We start from the raw sequence: 24,932 nt of genomic DNA on the forward strand, positions 1-24,932 counted from the left end.
GATGCGCACGGTGATCACGGGCCGACTGGCCGGGACCTCGGGCGGGGCGATCGCGGAACAGGCCCTGAAGGCCTGCGTCCACTGCGGCATGTGCAACGCCACCTGCCCCACCTACCAGCTGACCGGCGACGAGCGCGACGGCCCGCGTGGGCGCATCTACCTGATGAAGCAGGCGCTGGAGGGCGCGGCGCCCAGCGCGACGACGCTGAAGCACCTGGACCGCTGCCTGAGCTGCCGGGCCTGCGAGACCACCTGCCCGTCCGGGGTGCAGTACCACCGCCTGCTGGACATCGCCCGCGCCGAGATCGCCGGCCAGGTGGGCCGCCGGCCGCTGGAGCGGCTGAAGCGCTGGGGCGTGCGCAGGCTCGCCTCCAACCCCGGCCTGTTCCGGCTGGCGACGGCGCTGGGGCGCGCCGTCCCGTTGCCCGCGGCCCTCAAGACTAAGCTGCCTCCCAAGGTCGAGGCTGGTGCGACGCCCGCGCCGACCCGGGCGCGGAAGATGATCATGCTGGGCGGCTGCGTGCAGAAGGCCAGCGCGCCGCATTTCAACGCCACGATGGCGCGCATCCTGGATCGGGCCGGCGTCAGCCTGGTCGAGGCCCGGCTGGCCGGCTGTTGCGGCGCCCTGCACTTCCACCTCGACGCCGAGGACGAGGCCCGCGTCGCGGCCCGCGCCAATGTCGACGCCTGGTGGTCGCTTGTCGAGGCCGGCGCCGAGGCGATCCTCGTCAATTCAAGCGGTTGCGCCGCCTTCCTGAAGGATTATCCCGACCTCCTGCGCGACGATCCCGCCTATGCGGACCGCGCCTCAAGGCTGGCGGCGATGGTCCGGGACCCCATCGAGGTGCTGGCCGAGCTGGACCTGAAGCCCCTCCGCGCCCCGGCCGATCCGAAGATCGCGGTGCACGAGCCCTGCACCCTGCAACATGGCCTGAAGCTGACCGGCAAGATCCCAGCCCTACTGCGCCGGCTGGGCTATGACCCCCAGGCGGTGGCCGACGCCCACCTCTGCTGCGGCTCGGCCGGCGCCTATTCGCTGTTGCAGCCGGAGTTGTCGAACCAGCTGAAAGCCAACAAGCTCGCCGCGCTCAACGCCTCGGCGCCGGCGGCCATCTACACCGCCAACATCGGCTGCTGGACCCATCTGGCGACTGGCGGCGAGGCCCCTGTGCGCCACTGGCTTGAGGCCGTGGACGAGGTGACGCGGCCCTAGAACCAGGATCTCCATGCAACTGCCCCTCGACATCGACACCGTCAAAGGCTTCCTCCACCCCGCCGAGGGCGCCGCCTTGCATGCGGCGGCGGCGGCGTGCGCGCCCAGGGGACCGGGGCTGGAGATCGGGTCCTATTGCGGCAAGTCGTCGGTCTATATCGGGGCGGCGTTCAAGGCGGCGGAGCAGGTCTTCTACGCCCTGGATCACCACCGCGGCTCGGAAGAGAACCAGCCGGGCTGGGAGTATTTTGACCAGAGCCTTTGGGACGCGGAAGCCGGATCCCTGGACACCCTGCCCCATTTCCGCAAGACCCTGCGGCGGGCCGGGCTGGAGGATACGGTGGTCGCCCTGGTGGGCAAATCGGTCCTGATTTCAAAAGCCTGGGCGACGCCCTTAAGCTTCGTCTTCATCGACGGGGGCCACACGATGGAGGCCGCTCTGGGCGACTATCGCGGCTGGACGCCCCACCTCATGCCCGGCGGGATCCTGGCGATCCACGACGTTTTCCCCGACCCGGCCGATGGCGGGCGGCCGCCCTTCGAGATCTATCGGCGGGCCATGGCCTCCGACCTGTTCGAGGAGGTTCTGGCCGTCAAGAGCCTGCGAATTCTGCGCAGACTTTAGGGCGACCGATCCTTCGCGCGCCCGCAGAAACAGGCTAAGACGCGACTTCACCATCCCGCGCCCCGGCGCTCGATTCTAGGACTTCCCTTGCTCAGCTGGATCGCCTCCCTGGCCGCTCCCTGGTTCGGCCCCTCGCGGCTGTTCGGGTCGTACTTCTTCATGGCCTCGCTCGGCTTCGCCGTCTGCGCCGCCATCACCTTCGTGATGCTGCCCAGGATCACCAAGTGGCTGCCCCGCGACGGCGGCCGGGCCTTTGCGGTCAACGCCGAGGCCAGCGTCGGCAAGCCGGTGGGCGCGGGCCTGTTCTTCGTCAGCCTGTTCTGCCTGATGGCCCTGCTGTTCCTGCCGCTCGGCTCGGCGCCGATGCTGACCATTCCGCTGATGCTGGCGGCGACCGTCATCGGCTACATCGACGACAAGCGCGGCGGGCTGTCGGAACTGACCCTGGGCAGCCTGGACGCGGTGCTGGCCCTGGGCGCGGCCTGCGCCATCTATGGCTTCCATCCGGTCTCGCTGTGGCTGCCGATCTGGCGCGAGACCCTGATCGTCCCAGCCTTCATCTCCATCCCCCTGGGCGCGGCCGTGGTTTGGCTGTCGATCAACGCCACCAACTGCTCCGACGGGGTGGACGGGGTGTCGGGCAGCCTGTCCGGCTTTGCGATCCTGATGCTGGGCGGCCTGCTCTACGCCATCCTCGGCAACGCCCCGGTGTCTCAGCATCTGCGCGTGGTGTTCAACCCGCAGGGCGCGGAGTGGTCGATCTACGCCCTGCTGATGGTGGGATGCCTGGCCGGCTATCTCTGGCACAACGCCCCGCCCAGCGCGCTCCTGATGGGCGATGCCGGCTCGCGGCCGCTGGGCCTGTTGATCGGCATGCTGGTGCTGGCCACCAACAATCCACTGTTCATCGTGATCATCGGCCCGGTGCTGCTGCTGAACGGCGCCACGGGCCTGGTGAAGGTGGCGCTGATCCGCCTGGTCGGCCTGCGCATCTTCCCCAATGTGCGCTTCCCGCTGCATGACCACTTCCGCAAGGAAATGGGCTGGTCCAACGCCCAGGTGCTGGTGCGCTTCATCATCCTGCAGGTGGGGATCACCTCCCTGCTGGTGCTGGTGTCGCTGAAGATCCGGTAGGGCTCGGCCGCTGCCGTAGTTTTGAAGCACGAAAAACACGAACGGCTCTGTGCAATCCGCTCACCCCGGCAATGGCCGGGGTCCAGATCGTAGGGCTCGGCGCCCGTCACCTGGTTCCCGGCGTTCGCCGGGATGAGCGGTGGGAGCGCGGGAGCCGTTCGTGTTTTTCGTGGTTTGAATCTTCTGACCTGGCGGGGATGAGCGAGGCTAGGTCTGCTTGACCCTCCGGCGTGGGTCCGCCAAGCGTGGACGGACATTCCGGGGGACTTGCATGACCGACACCGCCCAGCCTGCCGCCTCGACGCGCCGCATCCTGGCCGCCAGCCTGATCGGCACGGCGGTGGAGTTCTACGACTTCTACATCTATGCGACCGCCGCCTCGCTGGTGTTCGGCAAGCTGTTCTTCCCGGCCAGCTCGGCCTCGGCCCAGCTGATGAGCGCGTATGCGACCTTCGCCCTGGCCTTCTTCGCCCGGCCGTTGGGGGCGATGTTCTTCGGCCATTTCGGCGATCGGCTGGGACGCAAGTCGACCCTGGTCGCCTCACTGCTGCTGATGGGCGGCTCCACGGTGGCGATCGCCATCCTGCCGACCTACGAGATGGCGGGCTGGCTGGCGCCGTTGCTCCTGTGCGTGCTCAGGTTCGGCCAGGGCTTCGGCCTGGGCGGCGAATGGGGCGGCGCGGCCCTGCTCGCGGTGGAGAACGCCCCGCCCGGCTGGCGCGCCCGGTTCGGCATGTTCCCGCAGCTGGGCGCGCCAGTGGGCTTCATCGCCGCCAACGGCCTGTTCCTGCTGCTGGGCCTGTTGCTGACCCAGGAGCAGTTTATCGCCTGGGGCTGGCGTATCCCCTTCGCCCTGTCGGTGGTGCTGGTGGGCCTGGGCCTGTGGATCCGCCTGCGCCTGACGGAGACCCCGGCCTTCGCCAAGGCCCTGGAAGAGGCGCCGCCCGCCAAGGCGCCGCTGGGCGAACTGCTGATCCGCCATCCCCTGGCGACGCTCGCCGGCACCTTCGCCGTGGTGGCCTGTTTCGCGATCTTCTACCTGACCACCGCCTTTGCCCTGGGCTATGGCACGACCCAGCTGGGCTACAGCCGCGAGACCTTCTTAGGCGTCCAGCTGGGCGCCATCGGCTTCATGGCCGTGGGCATCATCCTGGCCGGTTACTGGTCCGACATGACCACCCCGCGTCGGGTGCTGATGGCCGGCTGCGTCGCGACCGTGGCGGCGGGCTTCGTGCTGGCGCCGATGATGGGGTCCGGCTCGATCCTGCTGATCTGGGGTTTCCTGTCGATCGGCCTGTTCCTGATGGGCCTGGTCTACGGCCCGCTGGGCGCCTTCCTGCCCGGCCTGTTCCCGGCACGGGTGCGCTACACGGGGGCGTCGATGGCCTTCAATGTGGGCGGGATCCTGGGCGGCGGCCTGACGCCTATCATCGCCAAGGCCCTCTCCGACCAGGGCGGCCTTGGGCCGGTGGGGCTGTATCTCAGCGGCGCCGCGGCGGTGAGCCTGATTGCGCTCGCCTTCGTGCGGCGGCAGGTGGAAGTCTAGCCCTTCACCAGCACGTCCCAGCCTGGTGTCGCGCGGTGGAGGGCGTCGGTGGCCAGGATGGCGGCGGCTTGGGTCCAGGTCGGCTTTTCGGCCGGCCAGACGATGTGTTCCTCGAACTGCCAACCCATCCAGTAGACGCCGTCCGCGTCGCGGCAGCGGTCCTGCCAGCTGATCAGGGTCTTGGCGCGGTCGCGGGCGCCGAAGCCGATGGCGGTCATGGCAAGTTCGCAGCTCTCGGCCACCGTCGCCCAGGGCTGGTCCGACACGCAGCGACAGCCGAGACCGGGGACCACGAAGCGCTGGATGCGGGTCTCCAGCCGGGCCAGGGCCGCCAGTTGCGGCATCACCCCGCACAGGATCGGGTAGTACCAGTCCATGGCGAAGGTCGACCGGTCCTGGGTGCGGTCGAAGCGGTCGGGCCGGCAGAGGATGGCGCGGCGCAGGGCCGCCTGGGCCGCGCGCCAGTCCAGGCGCGGCTCGCCCACCGCCTCGGCCAGCAGGATGGCGCAGGACAGGCTCTTGAAGATCGAGGCCGCGCCGGCCAGCACGCAGTCGTCCGCCTCCGTGCTGTGCGCCTCGGCGGCCCAGGAGATGTCGCCTTCGGGGTGCTGCTGGGCGAGGACGAAGTCGATGGCGGCCCGCACCATCGGCCAGTACCGGCGCGCCGCCTTCAGGTCGCCATCGAGGCGATACTGTCGCCAGACCGCGACGGCCGGATAGGCGATGAAGTTGGTGTCCTTGAAGGCCGGCGCCTTTTCCCGCGATAGGGTCAGGCGGTCGGCCATGGGCAGGGCGTTGCCGTATTCGCCCAGCCAGGCGCCGTCCGGGCCTTGGGTCGCAGCCAGGAAGTCCAGGCCTTTGCGGGCGGCCTCAGCCTCGCCCATCACCGACAAGGCCATCACGCACTCGGCGTGGTTCCAGGCGTCCCAGGGGCCTTTAGGGAACCAGGGGATGGCGCCGTCCGGCGTCTGGCAGGCCAGCATCCAGTCGCAGGCGCCGCGCAGGGCCGCGAAGGCTTCCGCCCCCTCCTGGCGCGCCAGGGCCAGGCTCACGCCGCCTGGCCTTTGCGGAAGTAGAAGGCGACGCTCTTGCCCATGATAGGGTTGGCCAGGGCCTCCAGCGCGCGGGTGAGCCATGGCCGCTGCATCAAGTCCCAGACCAGGAAGCGGTGATAGAGCCGCACCAGCACATGGTCGCGGCCCCAGAAGGCGCACTTCAGCCACCAGTAGGGCGAGTGCAGGCCGTGGGCGAAGTGCTGACCCAGGAACCGGAAGCCCAGACGCGAGATGTCGGCCTTTAGCGCCTCTGCGGCGAAGATGCGGACGTGGCCGCCCGGCTGGTCGGCATAGCCCCCCTGCCCCGGCGCCAGCGCCCAGCAGATGCGCTCCGGCCAGGCCCGCGGCACGGTGGGCACGAAAGCGCCGCCGGGCTTCAACACCCGGCGGATTTCCGCCAGGGCGTCACCGTACTGGTGCAGGTGCTCCAGCACCTCGGAGCAGATGACCGCGTCGAAGGCGGCGTCAGGAAACGGCAGGCGGTAGGCGTCGCCGACCAGGAAGGCGGTGACCGCCTCGTCGCGCTCCCGAGGCAGCATCGACAGGCCCTCGCGGCCCTTGGCCAGGGACGGCAGGTCCATGTCCAGGCCCACCACATTGATCCCGCCGATCACGTGCACGCCATGCACATGGCGTCCCTCGCCGCAGCCGAGGTCGAGCACCCAGTCGCCGGGCTTCAGACCCAGCTTTTCGAAGCGGACGGTCAGCACGCGCGGGACATCACGGCCTGGAGGACCGCGTCATACTGCATCGCCGCCCGGTTCCAGTCGAAGGCCTGGCGGGCGCGGCGCAGAGACGCCTCGCTCATGGCCGCCCGCCGGGACGGATCATCGAGCAGCTGATCCAGGGCGGTGGCCAGGGCCTGGCTGTCGGCCTTGCGGACCACGACGCCGGCCTCACCGACCACTTCCGGCAGGGCGCCGCCATCGGTGACCACCACCGGCGCGCCGCAGCACATGGCCTCCGCCGCGGGCAGGCCGAAGCCCTCATAAAGCGACGGCGTCACGCAGATCGAGGCCTTGGCGTATTCGGCGACCATCTCGTCGGTGGTCAGGCCGTGGATGAAGCGGACGCGGTTGGTCAGGCCCAGCTCGTCGATCAGGTCAGCGGTAGGGCCTTCGCGCAGCTTGCCGATGACCACGAGTTCAAGCTCAGGCCGGGCCTCGGCCAGCATGGCGTAGGCCTCGATGAGGTAGCGCAGGCCCTTCAGCGGCACATCGGCGCTGGCGGTGGTGAGCAGGCGCTCGGGCCGGCGGCGGATGTCGGGCTGCAGGCGGAACACCGACTGGTCGATGCCCAAGAGGATGGGGTGGATGCGGGCCGGATCGATGGCCAGGCAGTGGGCGACGTCGCGCCCGGCGGCCTCGGAGACCACCACCACGTCCTTGAGGCGCGGGGCGACCTTCTCCTGCATCTTCAGGAAACCGTACCACTGGCGGATCAGGGCGCGCATGCCCCACTCCGGCTCGGCGGCCAGGGCCAGTTCCAGGTCGCGACGGATCGGATGGTGGATGACGCCGACCACCGGCAGGCCGGCGCGCTCGATGTCCAGCAGGCCATAGGCGATGCACTGGTTGTCGATCACCAGGTCGAAGTCGCGGCGATGCTTCTTCAGGTACTTCGCCGCCCGACGACCGAAGGTCTCCGGCTCCATGAACCGGCCGAACAGGTGGCCGAAATACTCCGAGGTGTCGGTCCAGCTCGTCAGGTGCCGCCAGCGCAGGGCGCGGTGGCCGTTGTGCGGCTGGTTGTAGAGATCCAGCGACGGGATCTGGACGAGGTCGACACCCTCGGCGAGCTCAGGATAGGGCGGGCCGGACAGCACCGTGACCTTGTGGCCAATGCGGGCCAGGGCCTGGGCCGCCTGGGCCAGATAGACCCCCTGCCCGCCGACACGCGGGTCGGAGCGATAGGACAGAAACGCGATCCGCAGAGGCCGCTCGGTGCGCGGCTGCGGGCTCTGGGCGCGGGGCGCGCCGCGCAGGATCGGGGTCTCCAGCATGGGGTGGGTTCTAGCCCAGACGAGGCCCGGGCCTGAACCCTGATTAGGCACAGCCCAAGCCAAAATCCCGTGATGCGTGTCGTTGAGGCAGCAATCCCACCGCTCATTCCGGCGAATGCCGGAAACCAGATGACGGGCATGGATGGTGGGATCTTCGGCTCGGTCACCACTTTACGATCTGGGTCCCGGCATTCGCCGGGATGAGCGTGTCTAGCTCGTGAAGGTCGCTTTGTACTGATCGCGCAGGAGGTTCTTCTGGACCTTGCCCATGGCGTTGCGGGGGAGCTCATCGACGAAGAAGACACGCTTGGGGGTCTTGAAGGCGGCGAGCTTCTCGCGGGCGGCGGCGATCATGGCGGTCTCGTCGCCCTGGCCGATCACGACGGCCACCACCGCCTCGCCGAAGTCCGGATGCGGCACGCCGATCACCGCGCTTTCAGTAACGCCGGCCATCTCATCGAACAGCAGCTCGATCTCCTTGGGGTAGACGTTGTAGCCGCCGGAGATGATCAGGTCCTTGGCCCGGCCGCTGATCCAGACCCGGCCATCCGGGTCGCGGTGGCCGACGTCGCCGGTGATGAAGAAGCCGTCGGCGGTGAACTCCTCGGCGGTCTTTTCCGGCATGCGCCAATAGCCGCCGAACACGCTGGGGCCGCGGATCTGGATGACGCCGGTATCCTCGCCGCCGCCAATGCGCAGCTCAACGCCCGGCAGGGGATAGCCGACGCTGCCGGCGATGCGGTCGCCGTCCAGCGGGTTGGTGGTGATGATCACCGCCTCGCTCATTCCGTAGCGCTCGAGGATGCGCATGCCGGTGCGATCCTCGAACTCGGCGAAGGTGGTGGGCAGCAGAGGCGCCGAGCCGCAGACGAACAGCCGCATGTGGGCGGCGGCGTCGCGGGTGAAGCCCGGATTGCCCAACAGGCGGGTGTAGAAGGTCGGCACGCCCATCATCACTGTGGCGCGCCTCAGCCCCTCCAACACCGGCGCGTCCTCGTACCTCTCCAGCCAGACCATGGGTCCGCCAGACAGGAAGGCGCAGTGCAGGGCCACGAACAGGCCGTGGACGTGGAAGATCGGCAGGGCGTGGAGCAGGACGTCGTCAGGGCTGAAGCCCCAGGCGGCGTGCAGGGCGAGGGCGTTGGCCGCCAGGTTTCCGTGGCTGAGCATGGCGCCCTTGGACCGGCCGGTGGTGCCCGAGGTGTAGATGATCGAGGCGAGGTCGGCGTCGTCCCGCGCGGTGATCTCGGTGATCGGCGCCAGGCCCTGCGCCTCGCCGGCGAAGGCGACCGGATCGGTGATGAAGACGGCCGGCTCGGCGTCGGTGAGGAAATACTCCACCTCGCTGGGCGTGTAGGCCTGGTTCAGGGGCAGGAAGACCGCCCCGATCTTCAGGGCCGCCAGATAGACCATCACCCCTTGCGGGGATTTCGGCGCCTGCAGGGCGACGCGGTCGCCGGTCTGGACGCCGCGGGCGCGCAGGAGGGCGGCGACCCGGCCCGTCCGGTCCTCAAGCTCGCCATAGCTGATGGCCGAGCCGTCCGGCAGCAGGAAGCAGGGCTTCGTCCGGTCAGCAGGAAAGCGGCTGGCGAGCAGGTCGTAGAGGTTCATGGCGTGGCCCCGGTTGCGGGTGCAGGTATGGCTGGAAGCTTCAGGGGCTGGCAACTCCCCTCCCCTCGCCTCGGAGCACGCGACATGCCATAGGCCCCACCATGGAAAACTTCGACGTGGTGGTGCTGGGCGCAGGCGCCGCGGGGATGATGTGCGCGATCGAGGCGGGCAAGCGCGGGCGGCGCGTGCTGGTGGTCGATCACGCCAAGGCGCCGGGGGAGAAGATCCGTATCTCCGGCGGCGGGCGGTGCAACTTCACCAACCAGAACACCACCCCGCAGAACTTCCTGACCTCCAATCCGGGCTTTCATATCTCGGCGCTGCGGCGGTACCGGCCGGCGGACTTCATCGCCATGGTCGACCGGCACGGGATCGCCTGGCACGAAAAGACCCTGGGCCAGCTGTTCTGTGACGGCAGCGCGCGTCAGATCGTCGACATGCTGGTCACCGAAATGCGCCGGGCGGGCGTGACCTTGCGGCTGCAGACCACAGTCGGCGCGGTGCGCAAGACTGACGCCGGGTTCGAAGTCGAACTGGGCGGGACGCCGGTGGCTTGCGGGGCCTTGGTGGTGGCGTCCGGCGGCAAGTCGATCCCGAAGATGGGCGCGACGGGCCTGGGCTATGAGATCGCCCGCGAGTTCGGCCTGCCCCTCACCCCCACCCGGCCTGCCCTCGTGCCCCTGACCTTCGAGATCGGTCTGCTGGACCGGTTGAAGCCCCTCGCGGGGGTCTCGACCGAGGCCCGCGTCAGCCATGGCAAGACCCGGTTCGACGAGGCCATGCTGTTCACCCATCGCGGCATCAGCGGCCCAGCGATCCTGCAGATCTCGTCCTACTGGCGCGAGGGCGACGAGATCACCGTCGACATGGCGCCGGGTGTCGATGTGCTGGCTGAGCTGAAGGCCGGCCGCACGACCCAAGGCAAGCAGGGTCTGGCCACCGCCCTGTCGCAGCATGTGCCCAAGCGTCTGGCCCAGACCCTGGTGGAGCAGACTGGCTTTACCGGCACCCTGGGCGATGCGGGCGACAAGGTGCTGAAGCCCCTGGCGGCGGCGGTGAACGCCTGGAGGGTGAAGCCGGTGGGCTCGGAGGGCTATCGCACCGCCGAGGTCACCCTGGGCGGCGTCGACACGCGGTCGCTGGACAGTAAGACCATGGAGGCCCGCGACGTGGCCGGCCTCTATTTCATCGGCGAGGTAGTCGACGTCACCGGCTGGCTGGGCGGCTATAATTTCCAATGGGCCTGGGCCAGCGGCTGGTGCGCCGGCCAGGCGGTCTAGCGCCCTGCTCCGCCGGCCTTGATCAGGGCCGCGCGTTCCTCCGCCGTCAGCACCCGCCAGCGGCCCTGACGCAGGTCGCCGAGTTTCAAGGGACCGATCCGCAGGCGGAACAGGTCGACGACCTTGAGCTCGACCAGGTCGCACATGCGGCGGATCTGGCGGTTGCGGCCTTCCTTCAAGATGAAGCGCAGGGTCTGTTCGCCAGACACCCGCACCTGGGCCGGGCGCAGCTGACGGCCGTCCAGAGACAGGCCGTGCCGCAGCTTGGCGAGCTTGGCCTCGGTGATCTGGCCGGCGACCTTGACCACATATTCCTTGTCGAGCTCGGAGGTGGGGCCAATGACCGCCTTGGCCACGACACCGTCGTCGGACAGCAGCAGCAGGCCGCGGCTGTCCATGTCCAGCCGGCCGACCGGGGCGAGTCGGGTGTCGCGTCCCGGGATCATCGGGCTTTCGCCTTCGAGCGCCGCGCGGGTCAGCAGACGGATGGCCGGAACCTGGCCCGGATCGGGCTGGGCCGAGACCACGCCAACGGGCTTGTGCAGGATGACCGTCAGACCGCCCTCGATCTTGGCCTGGGCGGCGTCGGCCAGGACCAGGGTCTGGCCCGGCTGGATCTTGCGACCGGCGTCGGTGACCGTCTCGCCGTCGATGGACACCAGGCCCTGTTCGATCAGGCCCTCGGCCTCACGACGGGAGCAGACGCCGCTCTGGGCCAGCCAGCGGTTCACGCGCTGGGGCTCGGGCTCGTCATAGGTTCTGGTCCAGGCCATGACGCCTTCCTAGGAAGGGTGCGGGCGCGGGGCAAGGCGGGAGAGCCGCGGGCCCGCGACGGATAACGTTGATTTTGTCGGGAACCTTCAGCTGCGCCGTTCGCTTGAATTGGTGAACAGACGCGAGAGAGGGACATCCGCGATGCACGCCGAGACCACCCGAACCCCTGCCGATGACGAGATCTTCCGCAACGACCTGGTCGCCCTGATCCCCCACATGCGGGCCTTCTCCCGTTCCCTGACCGGCGACGCCGCGGCCGCCGACGACCTGGCTCAGGAGGCCCTGGCCAAGGCCTGGGACAAGCGCGCCAGCTTTGAGCCGGGCACCAATCTCAAGGCCTGGGTGTTCATGATCGTCCGCAACCAGTTCTTCTCGGACAAGCGGCGGTCCTGGCGCAGCCAGCCCCTGGACCCGGAGGTCGCCGAGCGGACCCTGGTGGCGACCACCAACCCCATGGCGACCCTGGAACTGGACGAGGTCCGTCGCGCCCTGTTGCGCCTGCCCGAAGACCAGCGCGAGGCCCTGATCCTGATCGGCGCCGGCGGCCTGTCCTATGAAGAGGCCGCCGAGATCTGCGGCGCCGCGGTCGGCACGATCAAGAGCCGGGTCAGCCGGGCCCGCGACCGCCTCGCCCTGCTGCTGCTGGAGGGGGACTATGCGCAGGACGACACCCCGCCCAGCCAGGCGATGTCTGACATCGTGGCCCAGATCGACCAGATCCGAGCCCACCGCCGGGCCGCCTGACGCCCCCGTTGGCGCGACGTCGAGGGCTCAGGCGACCCGCCTTGGTTGCGCCCAGCCGACGTCGCGCCCCTAGGGGATAGTTTGCGCACCTCATATCAGGGATATACTCATTTCAGGCAGCTAAAGACCCACGCGTTAACACCTGATTTACTTTCGTCACCCAAGTTTTGAGACAATAGTACAAAGGGACTGTACTGGGGGAACGGCGTAGTCCGATTTCGTTCGGGACCAAGACGCTAAACTCTGGACCCAGTCCTCGCCGCAATTTCAGTCTGCGGCTTGAATTGTCTGTTTGCAGAGACATTGGGGATTCAGTTGAGCGATCTATTCGGCCGCAAACGTGCGGCAGCCGACGCGGCGAAGCTCCGTGAAGCTGAGGGTATGGTGGCCGCCATCCACAGATCCCAGGCCGTCATCGTCTTCGAGCTGGACGGCACGATCGTGTCGGCCAACGACAACTTCCTGAAGACCCTCGGCTACCGCGCCGACGAGATCATCGGACAGCACCACAGCATCTTCCTGGCGCCCGGTGAGGCCGCCTCGGCCGAGTACAAAACCTTCTGGCGAACCCTGAACCAGGGCGAGTTCGTCGCCGCGAAGTTCCAGCGCGTCGGCAAGGGCGGACGCGGCGTCTGGATCCAGGCCTCCTACAATCCGATCCTGGACGACCAGGGAAGGCCTTGCAGGGTCGTCAAGTTCGCCACCGACATCACCGAGATCGAGGACGACCGCGCCCGGCTCGAGGTGGAGCGGCGCACGCTCCAGGCCCGCCAGGAACAGGCGGTGCAGGAAATCGCCACGGCGCTCGAACGCCTGTCCGACGGCGATCTCACCTATCGCATCCAGGCCGAACTCGCGCCCGAGTACCGGGTCCTGCAGGAGGACTTCAATCAGGCCAGCGCCCGGCTGCAGGACACCCTGAGCGGTATCGTAAGCTCGGCCGGCGGTATCCGCACCGGCTCACAGGAGATCAGCCAGGCCACCAACGACCTGTCCCGGCGCACCGAGCAACAGGCCGCCAATCTGGAAGAGACCGCCGCCGCCCTGGAGGAGATCACCGCCACGGTGAACCAGACGGCCAGCGCCGCGCGCCAGACCCAGGAGGCGGTGACCGCGGCCCGCGCCGACGCCGACGTCTCCGGACAGGTGGTCCAGCAGGCCGTGGCCGCCATGACCGAGATCGAGCAGTCCTCGGGCCAGATCGGCCAGATCATCGGCGTCATCGACGAGATCGCCTTCCAGACCAACCTGCTGGCCCTGAACGCGGGCGTCGAGGCCGCCCGCGCGGGCGACGCCGGCAAGGGCTTCGCCGTGGTCGCCTCCGAAGTGCGGGCCCTGGCCCAACGCTCGGCGGAGGCCGCCAAGCAGATCAAGGGCCTGATCACCGCCTCGGCCGAGCAGGTCGGCGCCGGCGTCAACCTGGTGGGCAAGACCGGCGAGGCGCTGCAGCGCATCGTGGGCCAAGTCGGACAGATCACCGACCTCGTCTCGGCCATCGCCGCCAGCGCCCAGGAGCAGGCGACGGGCCTGCATCAGGTCAACGGCGCCATCAACCAGATGGACCAGATGACCCAGCAGAACGCCGCCATGGTGGAGCAGTCCACCGCGGCCAGCGAGAGCCTGGCGCAAGAAGCCGCGCAGCTGGACCAGATGATGGGCGCCTTCCGCCTCGGCCAAGCGTCCCAGGCCGTCGCAAGGCGCCCAGCCGCCACGACCGCGAGCCGCGGCTACGTCTCCGGCGCGGCGACGGCGCGCAAGCTCGATCCCCGCCCGCAAGACGAGGGCTGGGAGTCCTTCTAGCCCTGCCCCCTGCGACCTTTCGGCCGACCCGGCCCCAAGTCGCCCCGAGGCCCGCCCGCGTTAGCGCTTCATTTACCGTGGCGTTAGCTACTGAACCCTAAGCGAAGCCTGAGAGAGTCGAAGGCCCGCGGCCCGTGAAGGAACCGCCCATGTCCGAATCCCAAGGTCTCCCCGCCATCGGCGCCGAGCTGGTCACCGTGGCCATCGGCGGTCAGCAGTTCGCCATCGATATCATGGTGGTGCGCGAGATCCGCGGCTGGACCGCCTCGACCCCCCTGCCCCACGCGCCGTCCTACGTGCTGGGCATGATCAACCTGCGCGGCGCGGTCCTGCCGGTGGTGGACCTCGGCTCGCGACTGGGCCTGTCGGCCGCGACCCGCAGCAGCTCCTCGGTGGTCATCGTCGCCCATATCGACGGACGCCAGGTCGGCCTCTTGGTCGATGAGGTCTGCGATATCGTCGTGCTGGCCGAGAACATGCTGCAGCCGGCCCCGCAGGTCGGCTCGTCCCAGGCCGAGGAATTCGTCCAGGGCGTGATCACCACCGACGCCGGCATCGTGACCCTGCTGACCCTGGGCGGCGTGCTGCCGCGGGTCGCCGAGGCCGCCTAAACCCGATCAGTCCAGCCACTGGTAGATATACCAGTCCTGATCTATCCGCCGTTCGACATAGACGAACCGCGCCTTCTCGCCCCGCCGCGCGAAGGCGTCGGTGTCGCGCACCTGGTCCTGCGGATTGGCGGCGGGATCATAGACCAACCCCTTGATCGATTTTGAGCCCAGGGCGCCTGGAACCAGGAAGGCGAACCTCACGGCCGTCTTGGGCGAAGCCTCCGGGCCGGTCTCGCCGGCCGCCACCGACCGCGCGCCGGTCCGGCGCAGCACCTCGCCAAGGCGCGCCACCCGGACCGCATCCGCCCCCTTGGGCTCGGCGACAACCTTGCCGCCCTTCAGGCTGACCAGATCGACGCCACGGCCCATGTCGCTCACGGCCGCCTGCAGCTGCGGCTTGTGGGCCTGATAGGTGGCGAGCAGGTCCGCGTCGCTGGGAACCTTGGCCTTGGGACCGCAGGCGGCGAGCGCCAAGGACAGGCCAAGGGCCGCAAACACGCCGGGGGTCGCTGAGCTGCGCATGGGGCGGTCATATCCGCCCAGGCGCGGCGGGTGAAGAGGTCAGGCCGCGCCGCGGTGATCCAGGGCCTGCTCGATCCCCGCCAGCAGCGCCGCGCCAGTCAGCGGCTTGGCCACGTGCAGGTCGGCGCCGGCCGCCAGGGCCTCAGCGCAGTGATGGGCCATGGCGTTGGCGCTCAGCACCACGATCGGGGTCCGACGGGCGGACCGCTCGGCCTCCCAATGGCGAATGGAGCGCGTGGCGGTCAGGCCGTCCATCACCGGCATCTGCAGGTCCATGAGGACCAGGTCGAAGGCGTCACGGCGCAGGGCCTCCAGCGCCTGGGCGCCGTTCTCCACCGTCTCAAGCACGATATCGAAGGGCGACAGCAGCAGCTCCACGACCTTCTGGTTGGCCAGGTTATCCTCGGCCAGCAGCACATGCAGCGGGCGCGCGCCGGGCGCTACTGCTGGCTCGGCCGTGGCGTGGGGCGCCTCGCCCCCCACCGCCTCGCGACGCAGCGGCACGGTGAAGCGGAAGACGCTGCCCTCCCCCGGTCGGGACTCCGCGGAGATCTCGCCTCCCATGCGTTCCACCAGGGAGCGGCAGATCGCCAGCCCAAGGCCGGAGCCGCCGAAGCGGCGGGTCATGGTGGCGTCGATCTGGTTGAACCGCTGGAACAGCTGATCGGCCTGGGTCGGATCAAAGCCGACGCCCGTGTCGCTCACCGAGCAGGACAGAGCCTCGCCCCCCTCCGGCGTTACCGCACAGTCCAGTTCGACCGCGATGGTTCCAGTCTCCGTGAACTTCACCGCATTGGACAACAGGTTGCCCAGAACCTGGCGCAGGCGCAGGCCGTCGCCACGGAACCGGCCCTGAGCCGCCGGGCTCATATAGGACCGGAAGTTCAGTCCCTTGGCGGTGGCGTTGAGCCGGGCCATGGCCAAGGCCCCGCCGAGGGCCTCGCCCAGGTCGAACACCGCCTCCTCAAGCTCAAGCCCGCCGGCCTCGATCCGGGAGAGGTCCAGGATGTCGGAGACCAGGGCCGCGAGGTTCACCCCGGATTCCCGGATCAGGTCGACCATCTCACGCTGCGCGCCACTGAGTTCGGTGCGGGCCAGGGCGTCGATCACGCCGATCACCCCGTTCAGAGGCGTACGGATCTCGTGGCTCATATTGGCCAGGAAGTCGCTCTTGGCCTGGTTGGCGAGCTCGGCGGCCTCGCGCGCCGCCTCCATCTCGCGCGCCACCTCGACCTGGGCGGTGACGTCGCGCGCGGCCGCATAGACCAGACCGTTGGACTGGCGGGCCTGCCATTCCAGGACGCGGTATTCCCCCGTCACGGTCCTGTAGCGGTTTCGGAACGCCAGGATCTCATGGCCGTGCTGAAAGATCTGGGCTTCGGCCAAGGTGGCCTCCCGGTCGTCGGGATGCATGAAGTCCAGGTAGCTCTGCCCCTCTAGCTCGGCGCGGGACCAGCCGAGCACCCGCGTCCAGGCGTCATTGACGCGGACAAACTGGGACTGGAAATCGGTGATGCAGAGCAGGTCGGCCGAGATCTCAAAGAAGGTCGTGAGGTCGCGCGCCGCCTCGACCTCGCGTTCGGTGGCCTGGCGGGCGCGGGCGCGGTCGCGATCCCGCTCGATGGCCAGGGACGTGAGCTCGGCCGCGGCCTCGATGAAGGCGATGTCCTCCTCGGTCGGGGCGGTACAGGTCCGATGATAGATCGCGAAGCTGCCAACGACCGCGCCGTCGGCGACCCGGATCGGCTCTGACCAGCATGAGGCCAGGCCTGCGCCCTGCGCCAGGGTCTTGAAGGCCGCCCAGAGGGGGTCTGTGGCGATATCCTCCACCACCACCCGCTGTCCCGTGAACATGGCGGTCCCACAACACCCCACGTCGGGACCGATCTCGATGCCGTAGATGGCGTTGTTGTAGCTGTCCGGCAGGCTGGGGGCAGCGCCGGGGGCGATGCGCCGTCCGGTTTCGTCGAGCAGCAAAATGCTGCACAGGATGGTCGGGTCCTCAGCCTCCACCATGCGCACAATGGCGTCGAGCATGCCCGGCAGGTCGGCCCCGGCGCCGATCAGCGCCATGGTCCGCCGGAAGACTGCAAAGGACGAGGTTCGCTTCATCCCGTCACTATGTCCCCACCCAGGCCGTAGCTGATTGACATTGCTCACAATCCGCCGAGAGGATCACGCGACATTTCGCCCCACAAGCGAAACCTGCTGAAGCGCCCGCATTGCTACCAGGGGTTTGCTGGCGATCTGGCGAGGCTCGATCTAGGCTCGCGGCCATGCGATCCCTGGCCGCCCCGCCCCATTTTGTCCTGAGCGCCCGCGCACGCGGCCTTGTCACCCTGAATGAGGCCGACGGGTCGGCGGTGGTCCACCTGGCGGTGTTGGAAGAGGATTTGATCCGCGTCGTCGTCCTGCCGCGCGGCGGGTTCGACCTGGCGCGCACCTGGGCCATCGCCCCCGGGGAGACCGACGTCGCCGACGACGGACGCGACCGCCTGGACCTGAGCGGCTTCGCCTGCCCGGATTTCCAGCTGGTCGAGGATGGTCGCAACCTGACCCTTGAGACCGCGCAACTGAGGCTGAGCGTCGCGCTCAAGGGCTTCTTCTGCCGTTGGGAGATGCGGGACCGGTCCGGCGCCTGGCGGGAAATCGCCAGGGACCGTCCCACCCAGGCCTATGACTTCGACTACTGGGCGCGCGGCCCCCGCCACTATCTGCGCCGGACACCCGGCGAGCGTTATGTGGGGCTGGGTGAGCGGGCCGGCCCGATGGACCGGGCGGGCGGGCTCTATCGACTGAACAATGTCGACGCCATGGGCTACGACGCCGCCAGCTCGGACCCGCTCTACAAGCACATCCCGTTCTACATCACCCTGGGCGCCGACGATCCGGCCCGCGCCTTTGGTCTGTTCTATGACACCCTGGCCGACTGCACGTTCGATTTCGGACGGGAGCGCAGCAACTATCACGGCCTCTATCGCAGCTTCGCCGCCGAGGCCGGCGACCTCGACTACTATGTGATCGCCGGGCCGAGCGTGCTGGACGTCACCCGCAGGTTCACCTGGCTCACCGGGCGGCCGATCTTCACCCCGCGCTGGGGCCTGGGCTATTCCGGCTCGACCATGAGCTACACCGATGCGCCCGACGCCCAGGCGCAGATGGCGAGGTTCCTGGAGGGGCTGGCCGCCCACGACCTGCCCTGCTCTTCCTTCCACCTGTCCAGCGGCTACACCTCCATCGGCCCGCGCCGCTATGTCTTCCATTGGAACCGGGAAAAGTTCCCCGATCCCAAGGGCTTCACGGCGTCCTATGAGGCGGCCGGCGTCAAGCTGTGCGCCAATATCAAGCCCTGCCTTTTGGACGACCATCCCCTGTTCGGCGAGGCCAGGGACCAGGGCCTATTCATCGCCGATGCGGCGGGCGAGCCGGTGATGACCCAGTTCTGGGACGGGCTCGGCGCCTATCTCGACTTCACCAATCCGGCCACCCGAACCTGGTGGAAGGCCCAGGTCACGACCCAGCTGCTGGAGGTCGGGATCGCGGCGACCTGGAACGACAACAATGAATTCGAGGTGGTCTCGCCGCAGGCCCAGGCGGCGATGAACGGCCAACCGCGGGCCGCCATCGAGACCAAGCCCCTGCAGACCCTGTTGATGATGCGCGCATCGGCGCAGGCCCAGCGGGCGCACAGCCCGGGCGAGCGCCCCTTTCTCGTGTCGCGGGCCGGGGTCGCCGGCATGCAGCGCTATGTCCAGACCTGGTCGGGCGACAACTACACCGCCTGGGGGACCATCCGCTTCAATCAGAAGATGGGGCTGGGCCTGGCCCTGAGTGGGGTCAGCAATTCCGGCCATGACGTCGGCGGGTTCGCCGGGCCGGCGCCGGACGCCGAGCTGCTGGCCCGCTGGGTGGCGGCCGGGATCTTCCAGCCGCGGTTCTCGATCCACAGCTGGAACGACGACGGCAGCGTCAATGAGCCCTGGATGCATCCGGAAGCGACCCCGGCGGTGCGCGCGCTGATCCGCCTGCGGGGCCTGCTGGAGCCCCTGCTCTACGACCTGCTGTTCCGCCATCACCGCGATTTCGAGGTGATCACCCGCCCCCTGTTCGCCCAGTTCCCGGACGATCCCGCCTGCCTGGCCGATGGCGACGAGATGATGCTGGGGCCGGACCTGCTGGTGGCGCCGGTGATGGACCCTGGCGTGACCGAGCGGATCGTGCGCGCCCCCGCCGGCTGTGACTGGCGGGAGTTCTGGAGCGGGGCGCGGACGCCGGGCGGGGCTGAGGTGACACTGCCGGCGCCCTGGGACCAGCCGCCGCTGCTGGTGCGCGATGGCGCGGCCCTGCCCATCTCCACCGACCCACGCAATCCCCGTCGCCGCCGTCTTGAGAGCTTCGGCTGGCTGGTGTTCCCGCGTGAGCAAGGCGAGAGCCTCGGCGAAGCTTTCGATGACGACGGCGTCACCGAGGCCTGGCGAGACGGTGACTTTTCCCTGCGTCGCCTGAGGCTTACCGCGACCTCTGAAGACCTGGAGATCGCGCCGGAGGACCCGACGGAGCGGATCGAAGTCTGGCTTCCGGCCAAAGAACAACGCCCGGCCCGCGCCCTCGGCTGGCGGATCACGGCGGATCAGACCCAATCCGGACGCCGCCGGCTCATCCTTGAGCGGATCGCCCCCGTATAGACCACAACAGACCTCTCGGAGCCCCCATGCCCCTGCCCCAGTTGTTGGCCCTGAACGCCGTTGTCCTCGTCGCCCTGATCCTGGTCCTGTGGGCCGTCAACCTGAAGACCCGTGACCCGAGCTTCATCGACGCCTGGTGGGGCGCCGGCATGGGCCTGGCGGCGGCGGTCAGCTACCTGGCCGTGGGCAATCACGGCGCGCGGCAGGCGGTCCTGACGGCGATCTGCGTCGCCTGGGGCCTGCGGCTCGGGATCTACCTGTTCCGCCGCTGGCGCGCCCACGGACCCGACCGGCGCTATGTGCGGATGATGGCCGACGCGCAGACCCGACGCGGCTGGAGCTATGGCTTCGCCTCGCTGATCCTGGTCTTCGCCCTGCAGGCGCCGCTGCAGATCCTGGTCTGCCTGCCGGTTCAGCTGGGCCAGTACGGCCCCACGACCCTCGGCCCGGTGGCCATGGCCGGCGCTGTCCTGGCGGTGTTCGGCCTGGTGTTCGAGAGCGTCGGGGACTGGCAGCTGTCGCGGTTCAAGGCCGATCCGACCAATGCGGGCAAGGTGCTGGACACCGGCCTATGGCGCTATACTCGGCACCCGAACTATTTCGGCGACGCCTGTGTCTGGTGGGGTCTGGGCCTGATCGGAACCGAGGCCGGCGGGCCGGGCCTCATCGCCCTGGCCGGGCCGGTGCTGATCACCTTCCTGCTGACGCGGGTCAGCGGGGTGCCGACCTCGGAGGCCGGCATCGCCAAGCGGCGGCCGGACTATGCGGCCTATCTGGCGCGCACCTCGGGGTTCATTCCCCTGCCGCCGAAGCAGATCTAGTTCAAAAATTTAGAGCGTGATGGCCGCCGAAACCGGAAACCACTTTCGGCTATCACGCTCTAGGACTTCCTGATCAGCCGGGCGCGCACGCGGGACGGGGTGGGGTCGGTGCGGAACTCGCCGGCCAGGCCCAGGCGGGCGTTGCAGTTGGGGCAGCGGACCGCCTCGTCATCTGCGGCGTCGGGCGCAGGCGTGAAGGCCTTGCCGCAGGGCTTGCACTTCCACCAGACGTCCAGCACGGGCGGAGGCGGCGGCGGCGCAGGCTTCCTGACCAGTTCCGGAGGCAGCTTAGGCGTCACCCCGGACTTCAGCTTCAGAATGGGGCGGCGCGGGGGCTCGGTCGTCATGGCCTTGCAGGATGATGGCGGCGACGCGGGTGACGCGCCGAAGGTTGCGTGGCTCCTCCAACCCCAAGCCGCGCCATCAATCAACACCTAAGGTCAAGGCCGCGACGAAATAGCGTCGGCTGGAGCTCAATGGGACACCAGCAGCGGAACCGGCGGGCGATCCAGCAGGTCGTGGCTGACCCCGCCCAACACCAGCTCCTGCAGCCGCGGGCGGCCGTAGAGGCCCATGACCAGCAGATCCGCGCCCAGGGCCTTGATTTCTTCCCGGAACACGTCGGCGGCCACCTGGTCGTCGCTGCTGTCGCGGATGATATTCGGTGTGATCCCGTGGTGTTCCAGGTGGCGCTGGAGCTGGGCCTCGGGTCCGCCCATGCCGCCGGGCGAGATGATCAGCACGTGCACCGCCTCGGCCTCCTGCAGCAGGGGCATGGCGTCGCGCAGGGCGCGGGCCGCCTCGCGGCCGCCATTCCAGCCAACCAGGATGTTGCGGCCGAGGTCGCCGCTCGGCGCCTCGTCGGGCACGATCAGGACGGGACCTGCGGCGCCCAGGGCCACCTCGGCGGCGGTGATGCGGTTCTGGCCCAGCGGGGCGACGGTGGAGACCGGCATCACGGTCAGGTCGGAGCGCCGGGCGAGGTCCTGGAGATCCAGGGCGCTGTCGCCCTGCAGGGTCAGCCAGTCCGTCGCGCAGCCCGCCTCCCCGGCCGCCGCCTCGAACACCAGCCGGGCGTCTTCTGAGGCGGCGTCCACCGCCTTGGCGTGGGAGGTCAGCAGTTCGTCGATCATGGTCGGCGGCAGGCCGCCCAAGGCCTCAGCGGCCATGTACTGGGCCAGGAAGGCGCTCTTCAGGAAGGCGCCCGTCAGGTGGGCCTTGAATCGATCAGCCAGGCGAGCGGCGAGACGGGCGCGTCCAGCGGCCCCCTTGTCGACTTGAACCAGAATGTCGCGATAGGTCATGGCAGGTTCCTCCTGCGCCCTTGGTGGCGCCAGAGGGGACGTCTCGCCTTGACGTTGGTCAACCCTCGCTTGCGGTCACAACGCAGCCAGGCTTGGACCTCAGGCGCGCATCGCGGCCTCGAGCGCCTCGCGGACCAGCTCCGGGCGCTCCATCGGAAGGAAGTGGGAGGTCCCGGGGACCGTCTCGATGCGGATCCGACCGCCCTGAGTCAGCCGGTCGATCTGGTCGTCGACCCGGCAGGTCGAGCCGACCTCGGCGCGCAGGATATGGATGGGGCACACCGAGCGGTCGAAGGCGTCGTAGGGGTCCTGGCCGTGGGAGGTGAAGTTGGACGCCTCCCAGGCGGGCTTGCAGGCCAGGGTCACCTGGCCGTCGTCAGTGTCGCGGAAGCCGTCGGTCACATAGTCGACCAGCATGTCCTCGGACCAGGCGCGGAAGGCGCCGCGGCCGCGATAGGCCTCGACCACCGCCACCTTGCTCGCGAAGACCGCGCGCCGGTTGCGGGCCCCGACGGCCAGCGGCGAGTTGAGGACTTCGGGCTTGGGCGGCCCCTTGTCCTCCGGAATGATGACGGGGTCGAACAGCACCAGGCTGCGCACGGCGGCGGGCGCCTCGGCGCTGGCCAGAAGGCTGACGCAGCCGCCCATGGAGTGGCCGGACAGCACGACGTTGGACAGGCCCTCGGCCTCGATCAGGGCGAGCAGGTCGTCGCGCAGGTCGAGCCAGGAGTCGCGGCCCTCGACCTCATCGGGCAGTTCCGTGCGCCCATGCCCGCGCATGTCGACCATCAGGACCCGCCAGCGCGCGCCCAGGGGCGCCAGGATGGAGCGGTAGGTGCGGGCGTTGAAACCGTTGGCGTGACTGAACACCAGGTCGACGGGACGGTCGGCCGGGCCGAACTCGTATCCGAGGATATCGCCGCCACGGGCGCCCAAGGAGATACGGCGGTCACGCAACCGCAGTTCGACCAGCTCTGACATGGAGTTCCCGCCCCCCGGGCTTTGGGACGAGGAATCGTCCGCCCGTGCTCTGCGCGATGGTACCACCTCTCGGATTCGAACCGAGGACCTCTAGAGCCACAATCTAGCGCTCTAACCAACTGAGCTAAGGCGGCGCATCGCGAGGCGCTGTTCTTAGTCGGACCGCGTCGCCGGATCAAGCGCGGGCGAGAGGCTTTTGACAGGATGACGCCGGCTTAAGTGCGACACGCGGGCGCGGCCCAAAGAAAAAGCCCCGGAGGCGGACCTCCGGGGCTTCTCTGTTCCGTCAAGACGGAACCTTAGTTCTTCGGCAGAGCAAACCGGATCGGGATCCGGACGGTGCCACCTTCAACAGGCGCGCCGTCGGCCGTCTTCGGCTTCATCTTGAAGAGCTTGCTCATCCGGAGCGCGGCAGAGCCGAAGTCCTGATCAGCGGGATCTTCCGAGACGATGTCACAGCTCTCCAAGGTGCCCTTGGCGGTCACCGAACAGCTGATGGTCGCACGACCTTCAACATTCATCCGCATCGCCCGGTCAGGGTAATAGCGGGCGATGTCGTCACCCGAGGGCCGACGAGCCCAGTCCGGATTGGTGATCACGGACGGACGCGGAGGCGTCGGGGCCGGCGCCGGCGGCTTCGGCTCCTCGATCCGCTTTTCCACCGGCGGAACCGGCAGAGGCGGGATCGTGGGCATGTCAGCCGGCACGTTGACCGGAGGACGCGGCTGCAGCTTCGGCGGCGGCGGAGGCGGCGTGTTCGGCGGCGGAGGCGGCGGCGGAGGCGGCGGCGGCGGCGCTGGCTTAATCAGCGCCACATCCGTCACCTCGTCCGAGTACTCCTTATAGTTCGGCTCGAACTTCTGCTTCCACACCACGTAGCCAATGACCGCGTGCAGGATCACCGCGACCGTAATCGCAATGCTCATGCCCTTGGACTTCGGCGGAGGCGCGTCAAAGGGGTTGTGGACGGGGTGGGTGATGTCTTCAGCCATTTCTCACCCCGCTCAGTTCTTGTCTTCGCCGACGAGCGCCACGCTGTAGAACCCGTTGTCCTGCAGCATGTTCATTACGCCCATGAAGTCGCCATACATGACGTCTTTGTCGGCCCGGATGAAGATCCGTTCCTTCTCGGGGTTCCGCTTCCCACCCAGGTTCTTCCGGAGGTCGTCGCCCAGCGTGCTGAGGTCAGACGGGAAGTCCCCGATGTAGATGCGGCCCGAGGGCTGGATCGAGATGTAAACCGGCTTGGGTGGGTTGGTTGAGGCTTTCGCGACAGCGGGCGGAAGAGCGATCTTCACGTTCACGCTGGCGAGAGGAGCCGCCACCATGAAGATGATCAGGAGAACGAGCATGACGTCCACGAAGGGTGTCACGTTGATCTCGCTGTTCGCCTCCACCGCGTACTTGCCACCCCCAGAGCCTGAGAGTTTGGCGCCCATGTGGCTTAGGCCCCTTTGTCGAGCTGCCGCGAGATGCTGTTCATCAGTTCAGCCACAAAGCCTTCCGTCCGCGAGCCGAAGGCCGAGATGCGGGTTTGGAAGTAGTTGTAGAAGATAACCGACGGAATAGCGGCGAACAGACCAATACCGGTGGCCAGCAGCGCCTCAGCGATACCGGGGGCGACGACGGCCAGGTTGGTGGTGTTGGTGTTCGCGATCCCGATGAAGGAGTTCATGATCCCGTACACGGTGCCGAACAGACCGATGAACGGACCGGACGAACCCACCGAGGCGAGGAACTGCATGCCGCCCGACAGACGCTTGGCCAGCGAGGCCTGAACGGCCGACACGGCGATTTCAGCGCGGTGCAGGGTGGTTTCGCGGTTGGCGCCCGAGACGGACAGGCCAGCCTGACGCGACAGTTCGACTTCTTGAGCCGCGGCGGCGGCCATGTCGGCGAACGGGTTGCCGGAGAATTCGTCCGACGTCGCGACGCGACCGACTTCGTTGATCGACTTCGAGGAGCGGAAGGCTTCCACGAAGCGGTCAGAGGTGCGGCCGAGAGCGCCGAACTCGAGCATCTTCACCACGAACAGGGTCCAGGAGAAGACCGAGGCGAGGATCAGACCGGCCATGACGGCCTGCACGACCGGGGTCGCGTGGATGACCATTTCCACAACGCTGAGCTTGCCAGCGCCTTGGATGGTCGGGGGGGCTTCTTCAGCGGCCGGAGCGGCGGCGGGAGCCGGAGCGGCGGCGGCGGCGTCAGCGGCCGGCGCGGCGGC

Annotated in this window: 23 protein-coding genes and 1 tRNA gene; 10 read left to right on the forward strand and 14 right to left on the reverse strand. The window is 68.6% G+C overall.

Going from position 1 to position 24,932, the window contains the following annotated elements:
* The first annotated feature begins 1 nt into the window (after position 1).
* The 4 genes from glcF to ACFQ27_RS06480 all read left to right on the forward strand — a co-directional run bounded on the left by glcF (position 2) and on the right by ACFQ27_RS06480 (position 4,518).
* The gene (gene glcF, locus ACFQ27_RS06465) at positions 2-1,213 is read left to right on the forward strand and encodes a glycolate oxidase subunit GlcF (protein ID WP_374344687.1); all 1,212 of its coding nucleotides are present in this window, start codon (positions 2-4) and stop codon (positions 1,211-1,213) included.
* Between the two features lie 13 nt (positions 1,214-1,226).
* A complete protein-coding gene (locus tag ACFQ27_RS06470; protein WP_377353025.1) occupies positions 1,227-1,838 on the forward strand; it encodes a class I SAM-dependent methyltransferase in 612 nt (203 codons plus the stop codon).
* Positions 1,839-1,925: 87 nt separating this feature from the next.
* Positions 1,926-2,972, forward strand: coding sequence for a hypothetical protein (locus tag ACFQ27_RS06475; RefSeq protein WP_377353026.1), 1,047 nt, complete (start codon positions 1,926-1,928; stop codon positions 2,970-2,972).
* A gap of 271 nt (positions 2,973-3,243) precedes the next feature.
* Positions 3,244-4,518, forward strand: coding sequence for an MFS transporter (locus ACFQ27_RS06480; RefSeq protein ID WP_377353027.1), 1,275 nt, complete (start codon positions 3,244-3,246; stop codon positions 4,516-4,518).
* Here the strand turns inward: ACFQ27_RS06480 and ACFQ27_RS06485 are convergent.
* The 4 genes from ACFQ27_RS06485 to ACFQ27_RS06500 all read right to left on the reverse strand — a co-directional run bounded on the left by ACFQ27_RS06485 (position 4,515) and on the right by ACFQ27_RS06500 (position 9,186).
* On the reverse strand, positions 4,515-5,570 hold the full coding sequence (locus ACFQ27_RS06485; RefSeq protein WP_374344695.1) for a hypothetical protein: 1,056 nt from the start codon (positions 5,568-5,570) through the stop codon (positions 4,515-4,517). The genes ACFQ27_RS06480 and ACFQ27_RS06485 overlap by 4 nt on opposite strands.
* Positions 5,567-6,283: a class I SAM-dependent methyltransferase gene (locus ACFQ27_RS06490; RefSeq protein ID WP_377353028.1), complete on the reverse strand. Its 717-nt coding sequence runs from the start codon at positions 6,281-6,283 to the stop codon at positions 5,567-5,569. Before ACFQ27_RS06490 ends, ACFQ27_RS06485 begins: the two co-directional genes overlap by 4 nt.
* Complete coding sequence (locus ACFQ27_RS06495; protein WP_377353029.1) at positions 6,277-7,575, reverse strand: glycosyltransferase family 4 protein; 1,299 nt, start codon at positions 7,573-7,575, stop codon at positions 6,277-6,279. The genes ACFQ27_RS06490 and ACFQ27_RS06495 overlap by 7 nt, the downstream gene beginning before the upstream one ends.
* A gap of 210 nt (positions 7,576-7,785) precedes the next feature.
* A complete protein-coding gene (locus ACFQ27_RS06500; RefSeq protein ID WP_377353030.1) occupies positions 7,786-9,186 on the reverse strand; it encodes an AMP-binding protein in 1,401 nt (466 codons plus the stop codon).
* Between the two features lie 101 nt (positions 9,187-9,287).
* Between ACFQ27_RS06500 and ACFQ27_RS06505 the strand changes: the two genes are divergently transcribed.
* Positions 9,288-10,466 carry a BaiN/RdsA family NAD(P)/FAD-dependent oxidoreductase gene (locus ACFQ27_RS06505; protein ID WP_377353032.1) on the forward strand — a complete coding sequence of 393 codons (1,179 nt, stop codon included), beginning with the start codon at positions 9,288-9,290 and terminating at the stop codon, positions 10,464-10,466.
* Here ACFQ27_RS06505 and ACFQ27_RS06510 read toward each other — a convergent pair.
* Entirely contained in the window at positions 10,463-11,239 is a 777-nt protein-coding gene (locus tag ACFQ27_RS06510) for a pseudouridine synthase (protein ID WP_377353033.1), read from the reverse strand. The genes ACFQ27_RS06505 and ACFQ27_RS06510 overlap by 4 nt on opposite strands.
* Before the next feature lie 142 nt (positions 11,240-11,381).
* Here ACFQ27_RS06510 and ACFQ27_RS06515 point away from each other — a divergent pair, with 142 nt between their 5' ends.
* The 3 genes from ACFQ27_RS06515 to ACFQ27_RS06525 all read left to right on the forward strand — a co-directional run bounded on the left by ACFQ27_RS06515 (position 11,382) and on the right by ACFQ27_RS06525 (position 14,395).
* Positions 11,382-11,984, forward strand: a complete 603-nt coding sequence (locus ACFQ27_RS06515) for a sigma-70 family RNA polymerase sigma factor (RefSeq protein WP_377353034.1) — start codon at positions 11,382-11,384, stop codon at positions 11,982-11,984.
* 315 nt (positions 11,985-12,299) lie between these two features.
* Positions 12,300-13,784 (forward strand): methyl-accepting chemotaxis protein, encoded by a 1,485-nt coding sequence (locus tag ACFQ27_RS06520; RefSeq protein ID WP_377353036.1) that lies wholly within the window; start codon positions 12,300-12,302, stop codon positions 13,782-13,784.
* Positions 13,785-13,933: 149 nt separating this feature from the next.
* Positions 13,934-14,395, forward strand: a complete 462-nt coding sequence (locus tag ACFQ27_RS06525; RefSeq protein WP_374344711.1) for a chemotaxis protein CheW — start codon at positions 13,934-13,936, stop codon at positions 14,393-14,395.
* A 6-nt stretch (positions 14,396-14,401) separates the two neighbouring features.
* Here ACFQ27_RS06525 and ACFQ27_RS06530 read toward each other — a convergent pair whose 3' ends face one another.
* Together ACFQ27_RS06530 and ACFQ27_RS06535 are read right to left on the reverse strand one after the other, a co-directional pair.
* A complete protein-coding gene (locus ACFQ27_RS06530) occupies positions 14,402-14,917 on the reverse strand; it encodes a hypothetical protein (RefSeq protein WP_377353037.1) in 516 nt (171 codons plus the stop codon).
* 39 nt (positions 14,918-14,956) lie between these two features.
* Positions 14,957-16,990, reverse strand: coding sequence for an ATP-binding protein (locus ACFQ27_RS06535; protein WP_377353038.1), 2,034 nt, complete (start codon positions 16,988-16,990; stop codon positions 14,957-14,959).
* Between the two features lie 203 nt (positions 16,991-17,193).
* On the opposite strand from ACFQ27_RS06535, the gene ACFQ27_RS06540 reads away from it, so the two are divergent.
* Positions 17,194-19,602, forward strand: a complete 2,409-nt coding sequence (locus tag ACFQ27_RS06540; protein WP_377353039.1) for a glycoside hydrolase family 31 protein — start codon at positions 17,194-17,196, stop codon at positions 19,600-19,602.
* 26 nt (positions 19,603-19,628) lie between these two features.
* Complete coding sequence (locus ACFQ27_RS06545; protein WP_377353040.1) at positions 19,629-20,423, forward strand: DUF1295 domain-containing protein; 795 nt, start codon at positions 19,629-19,631, stop codon at positions 20,421-20,423.
* Positions 20,424-20,482: 59 nt separating this feature from the next.
* On the opposite strand, the gene ACFQ27_RS06550 is transcribed toward ACFQ27_RS06545, so the two are convergent.
* From ACFQ27_RS06550 to ACFQ27_RS06580, 7 genes are all read right to left on the reverse strand, one after another.
* A complete protein-coding gene (locus ACFQ27_RS06550; RefSeq protein ID WP_377353041.1) occupies positions 20,483-20,770 on the reverse strand; it encodes a hypothetical protein in 288 nt (95 codons plus the stop codon).
* 126 nt (positions 20,771-20,896) lie between these two features.
* Positions 20,897-21,727 carry a universal stress protein gene (locus tag ACFQ27_RS06555; protein ID WP_377353043.1) on the reverse strand — a complete coding sequence of 277 codons (831 nt, stop codon included), beginning with the start codon at positions 21,725-21,727 and terminating at the stop codon, positions 20,897-20,899.
* A gap of 99 nt (positions 21,728-21,826) precedes the next feature.
* Positions 21,827-22,708, reverse strand: a complete 882-nt coding sequence (locus tag ACFQ27_RS06560; protein WP_377353045.1) for an alpha/beta fold hydrolase — start codon at positions 22,706-22,708, stop codon at positions 21,827-21,829.
* A 57-nt stretch (positions 22,709-22,765) separates the two neighbouring features.
* Positions 22,766-22,842: transfer RNA gene (locus ACFQ27_RS06565), tRNA-His, on the reverse strand.
* Between the two features lie 165 nt (positions 22,843-23,007).
* A complete protein-coding gene (locus ACFQ27_RS06570; RefSeq protein WP_374344726.1) occupies positions 23,008-23,700 on the reverse strand; it encodes an energy transducer TonB in 693 nt (230 codons plus the stop codon).
* 12 nt (positions 23,701-23,712) lie between these two features.
* Entirely contained in the window at positions 23,713-24,147 is a 435-nt protein-coding gene (locus ACFQ27_RS06575) for a biopolymer transporter ExbD (protein ID WP_374344728.1), read from the reverse strand.
* Positions 24,148-24,152: 5 nt separating this feature from the next.
* Positions 24,153-24,932: MotA/TolQ/ExbB proton channel family protein (locus ACFQ27_RS06580; protein WP_377353046.1), on the reverse strand; the 780-nt coding region annotated here is incomplete at its 5' end.

Origin of the sequence: Phenylobacterium conjunctum, from assembly GCF_042679085.1 — a bacterium.
Classification (GTDB): Bacteria; Pseudomonadota; Alphaproteobacteria; order Caulobacterales; family Caulobacteraceae; genus Phenylobacterium; species Phenylobacterium conjunctum.

Coding starts and splice junctions, on each gene's coding strand:
- ACFQ27_RS06530 (WP_377353037.1), bottom strand. CDS start 14,917: ATGCGCAGCTCAGCGACCCCCGGCGTGTTTGCGGCCCTTGGCCTGTCC.
- ACFQ27_RS06505 (WP_377353032.1), top strand. CDS start 9,288: ATGGAAAACTTCGACGTGGTGGTGCTGGGCGCAGGCGCCGCGGGGATG.
- ACFQ27_RS06555 (WP_377353043.1), bottom strand. CDS start 21,727: ATGACCTATCGCGACATTCTGGTTCAAGTCGACAAGGGGGCCGCTGGA.
- ACFQ27_RS06510 (WP_377353033.1), bottom strand. CDS start 11,239: ATGGCCTGGACCAGAACCTATGACGAGCCCGAGCCCCAGCGCGTGAAC.
- ACFQ27_RS06550 (WP_377353041.1), bottom strand. CDS start 20,770: ATGACGACCGAGCCCCCGCGCCGCCCCATTCTGAAGCTGAAGTCCGGG.
- ACFQ27_RS06500 (WP_377353030.1), bottom strand. CDS start 9,186: ATGAACCTCTACGACCTGCTCGCCAGCCGCTTTCCTGCTGACCGGACG.
- glcF (WP_374344687.1), top strand. CDS start 2: ATGCGCACGGTGATCACGGGCCGACTGGCCGGGACCTCGGGCGGGGCG.
- ACFQ27_RS06540 (WP_377353039.1), top strand. CDS start 17,194: ATGCGATCCCTGGCCGCCCCGCCCCATTTTGTCCTGAGCGCCCGCGCA.
- ACFQ27_RS06495 (WP_377353029.1), bottom strand. CDS start 7,575: ATGCTGGAGACCCCGATCCTGCGCGGCGCGCCCCGCGCCCAGAGCCCG.
- ACFQ27_RS06525 (WP_374344711.1), top strand. CDS start 13,934: ATGTCCGAATCCCAAGGTCTCCCCGCCATCGGCGCCGAGCTGGTCACC.
- ACFQ27_RS06480 (WP_377353027.1), top strand. CDS start 3,244: ATGACCGACACCGCCCAGCCTGCCGCCTCGACGCGCCGCATCCTGGCC.
- ACFQ27_RS06535 (WP_377353038.1), bottom strand. CDS start 16,990: ATGGCGCTGATCGGCGCCGGGGCCGACCTGCCGGGCATGCTCGACGCC.
- ACFQ27_RS06575 (WP_374344728.1), bottom strand. CDS start 24,147: ATGGGCGCCAAACTCTCAGGCTCTGGGGGTGGCAAGTACGCGGTGGAG.
- ACFQ27_RS06560 (WP_377353045.1), bottom strand. CDS start 22,708: ATGTCAGAGCTGGTCGAACTGCGGTTGCGTGACCGCCGTATCTCCTTG.
- ACFQ27_RS06570 (WP_374344726.1), bottom strand. CDS start 23,700: ATGGCTGAAGACATCACCCACCCCGTCCACAACCCCTTTGACGCGCCT.
- ACFQ27_RS06545 (WP_377353040.1), top strand. CDS start 19,629: ATGCCCCTGCCCCAGTTGTTGGCCCTGAACGCCGTTGTCCTCGTCGCC.
- ACFQ27_RS06515 (WP_377353034.1), top strand. CDS start 11,382: ATGCACGCCGAGACCACCCGAACCCCTGCCGATGACGAGATCTTCCGC.
- ACFQ27_RS06470 (WP_377353025.1), top strand. CDS start 1,227: ATGCAACTGCCCCTCGACATCGACACCGTCAAAGGCTTCCTCCACCCC.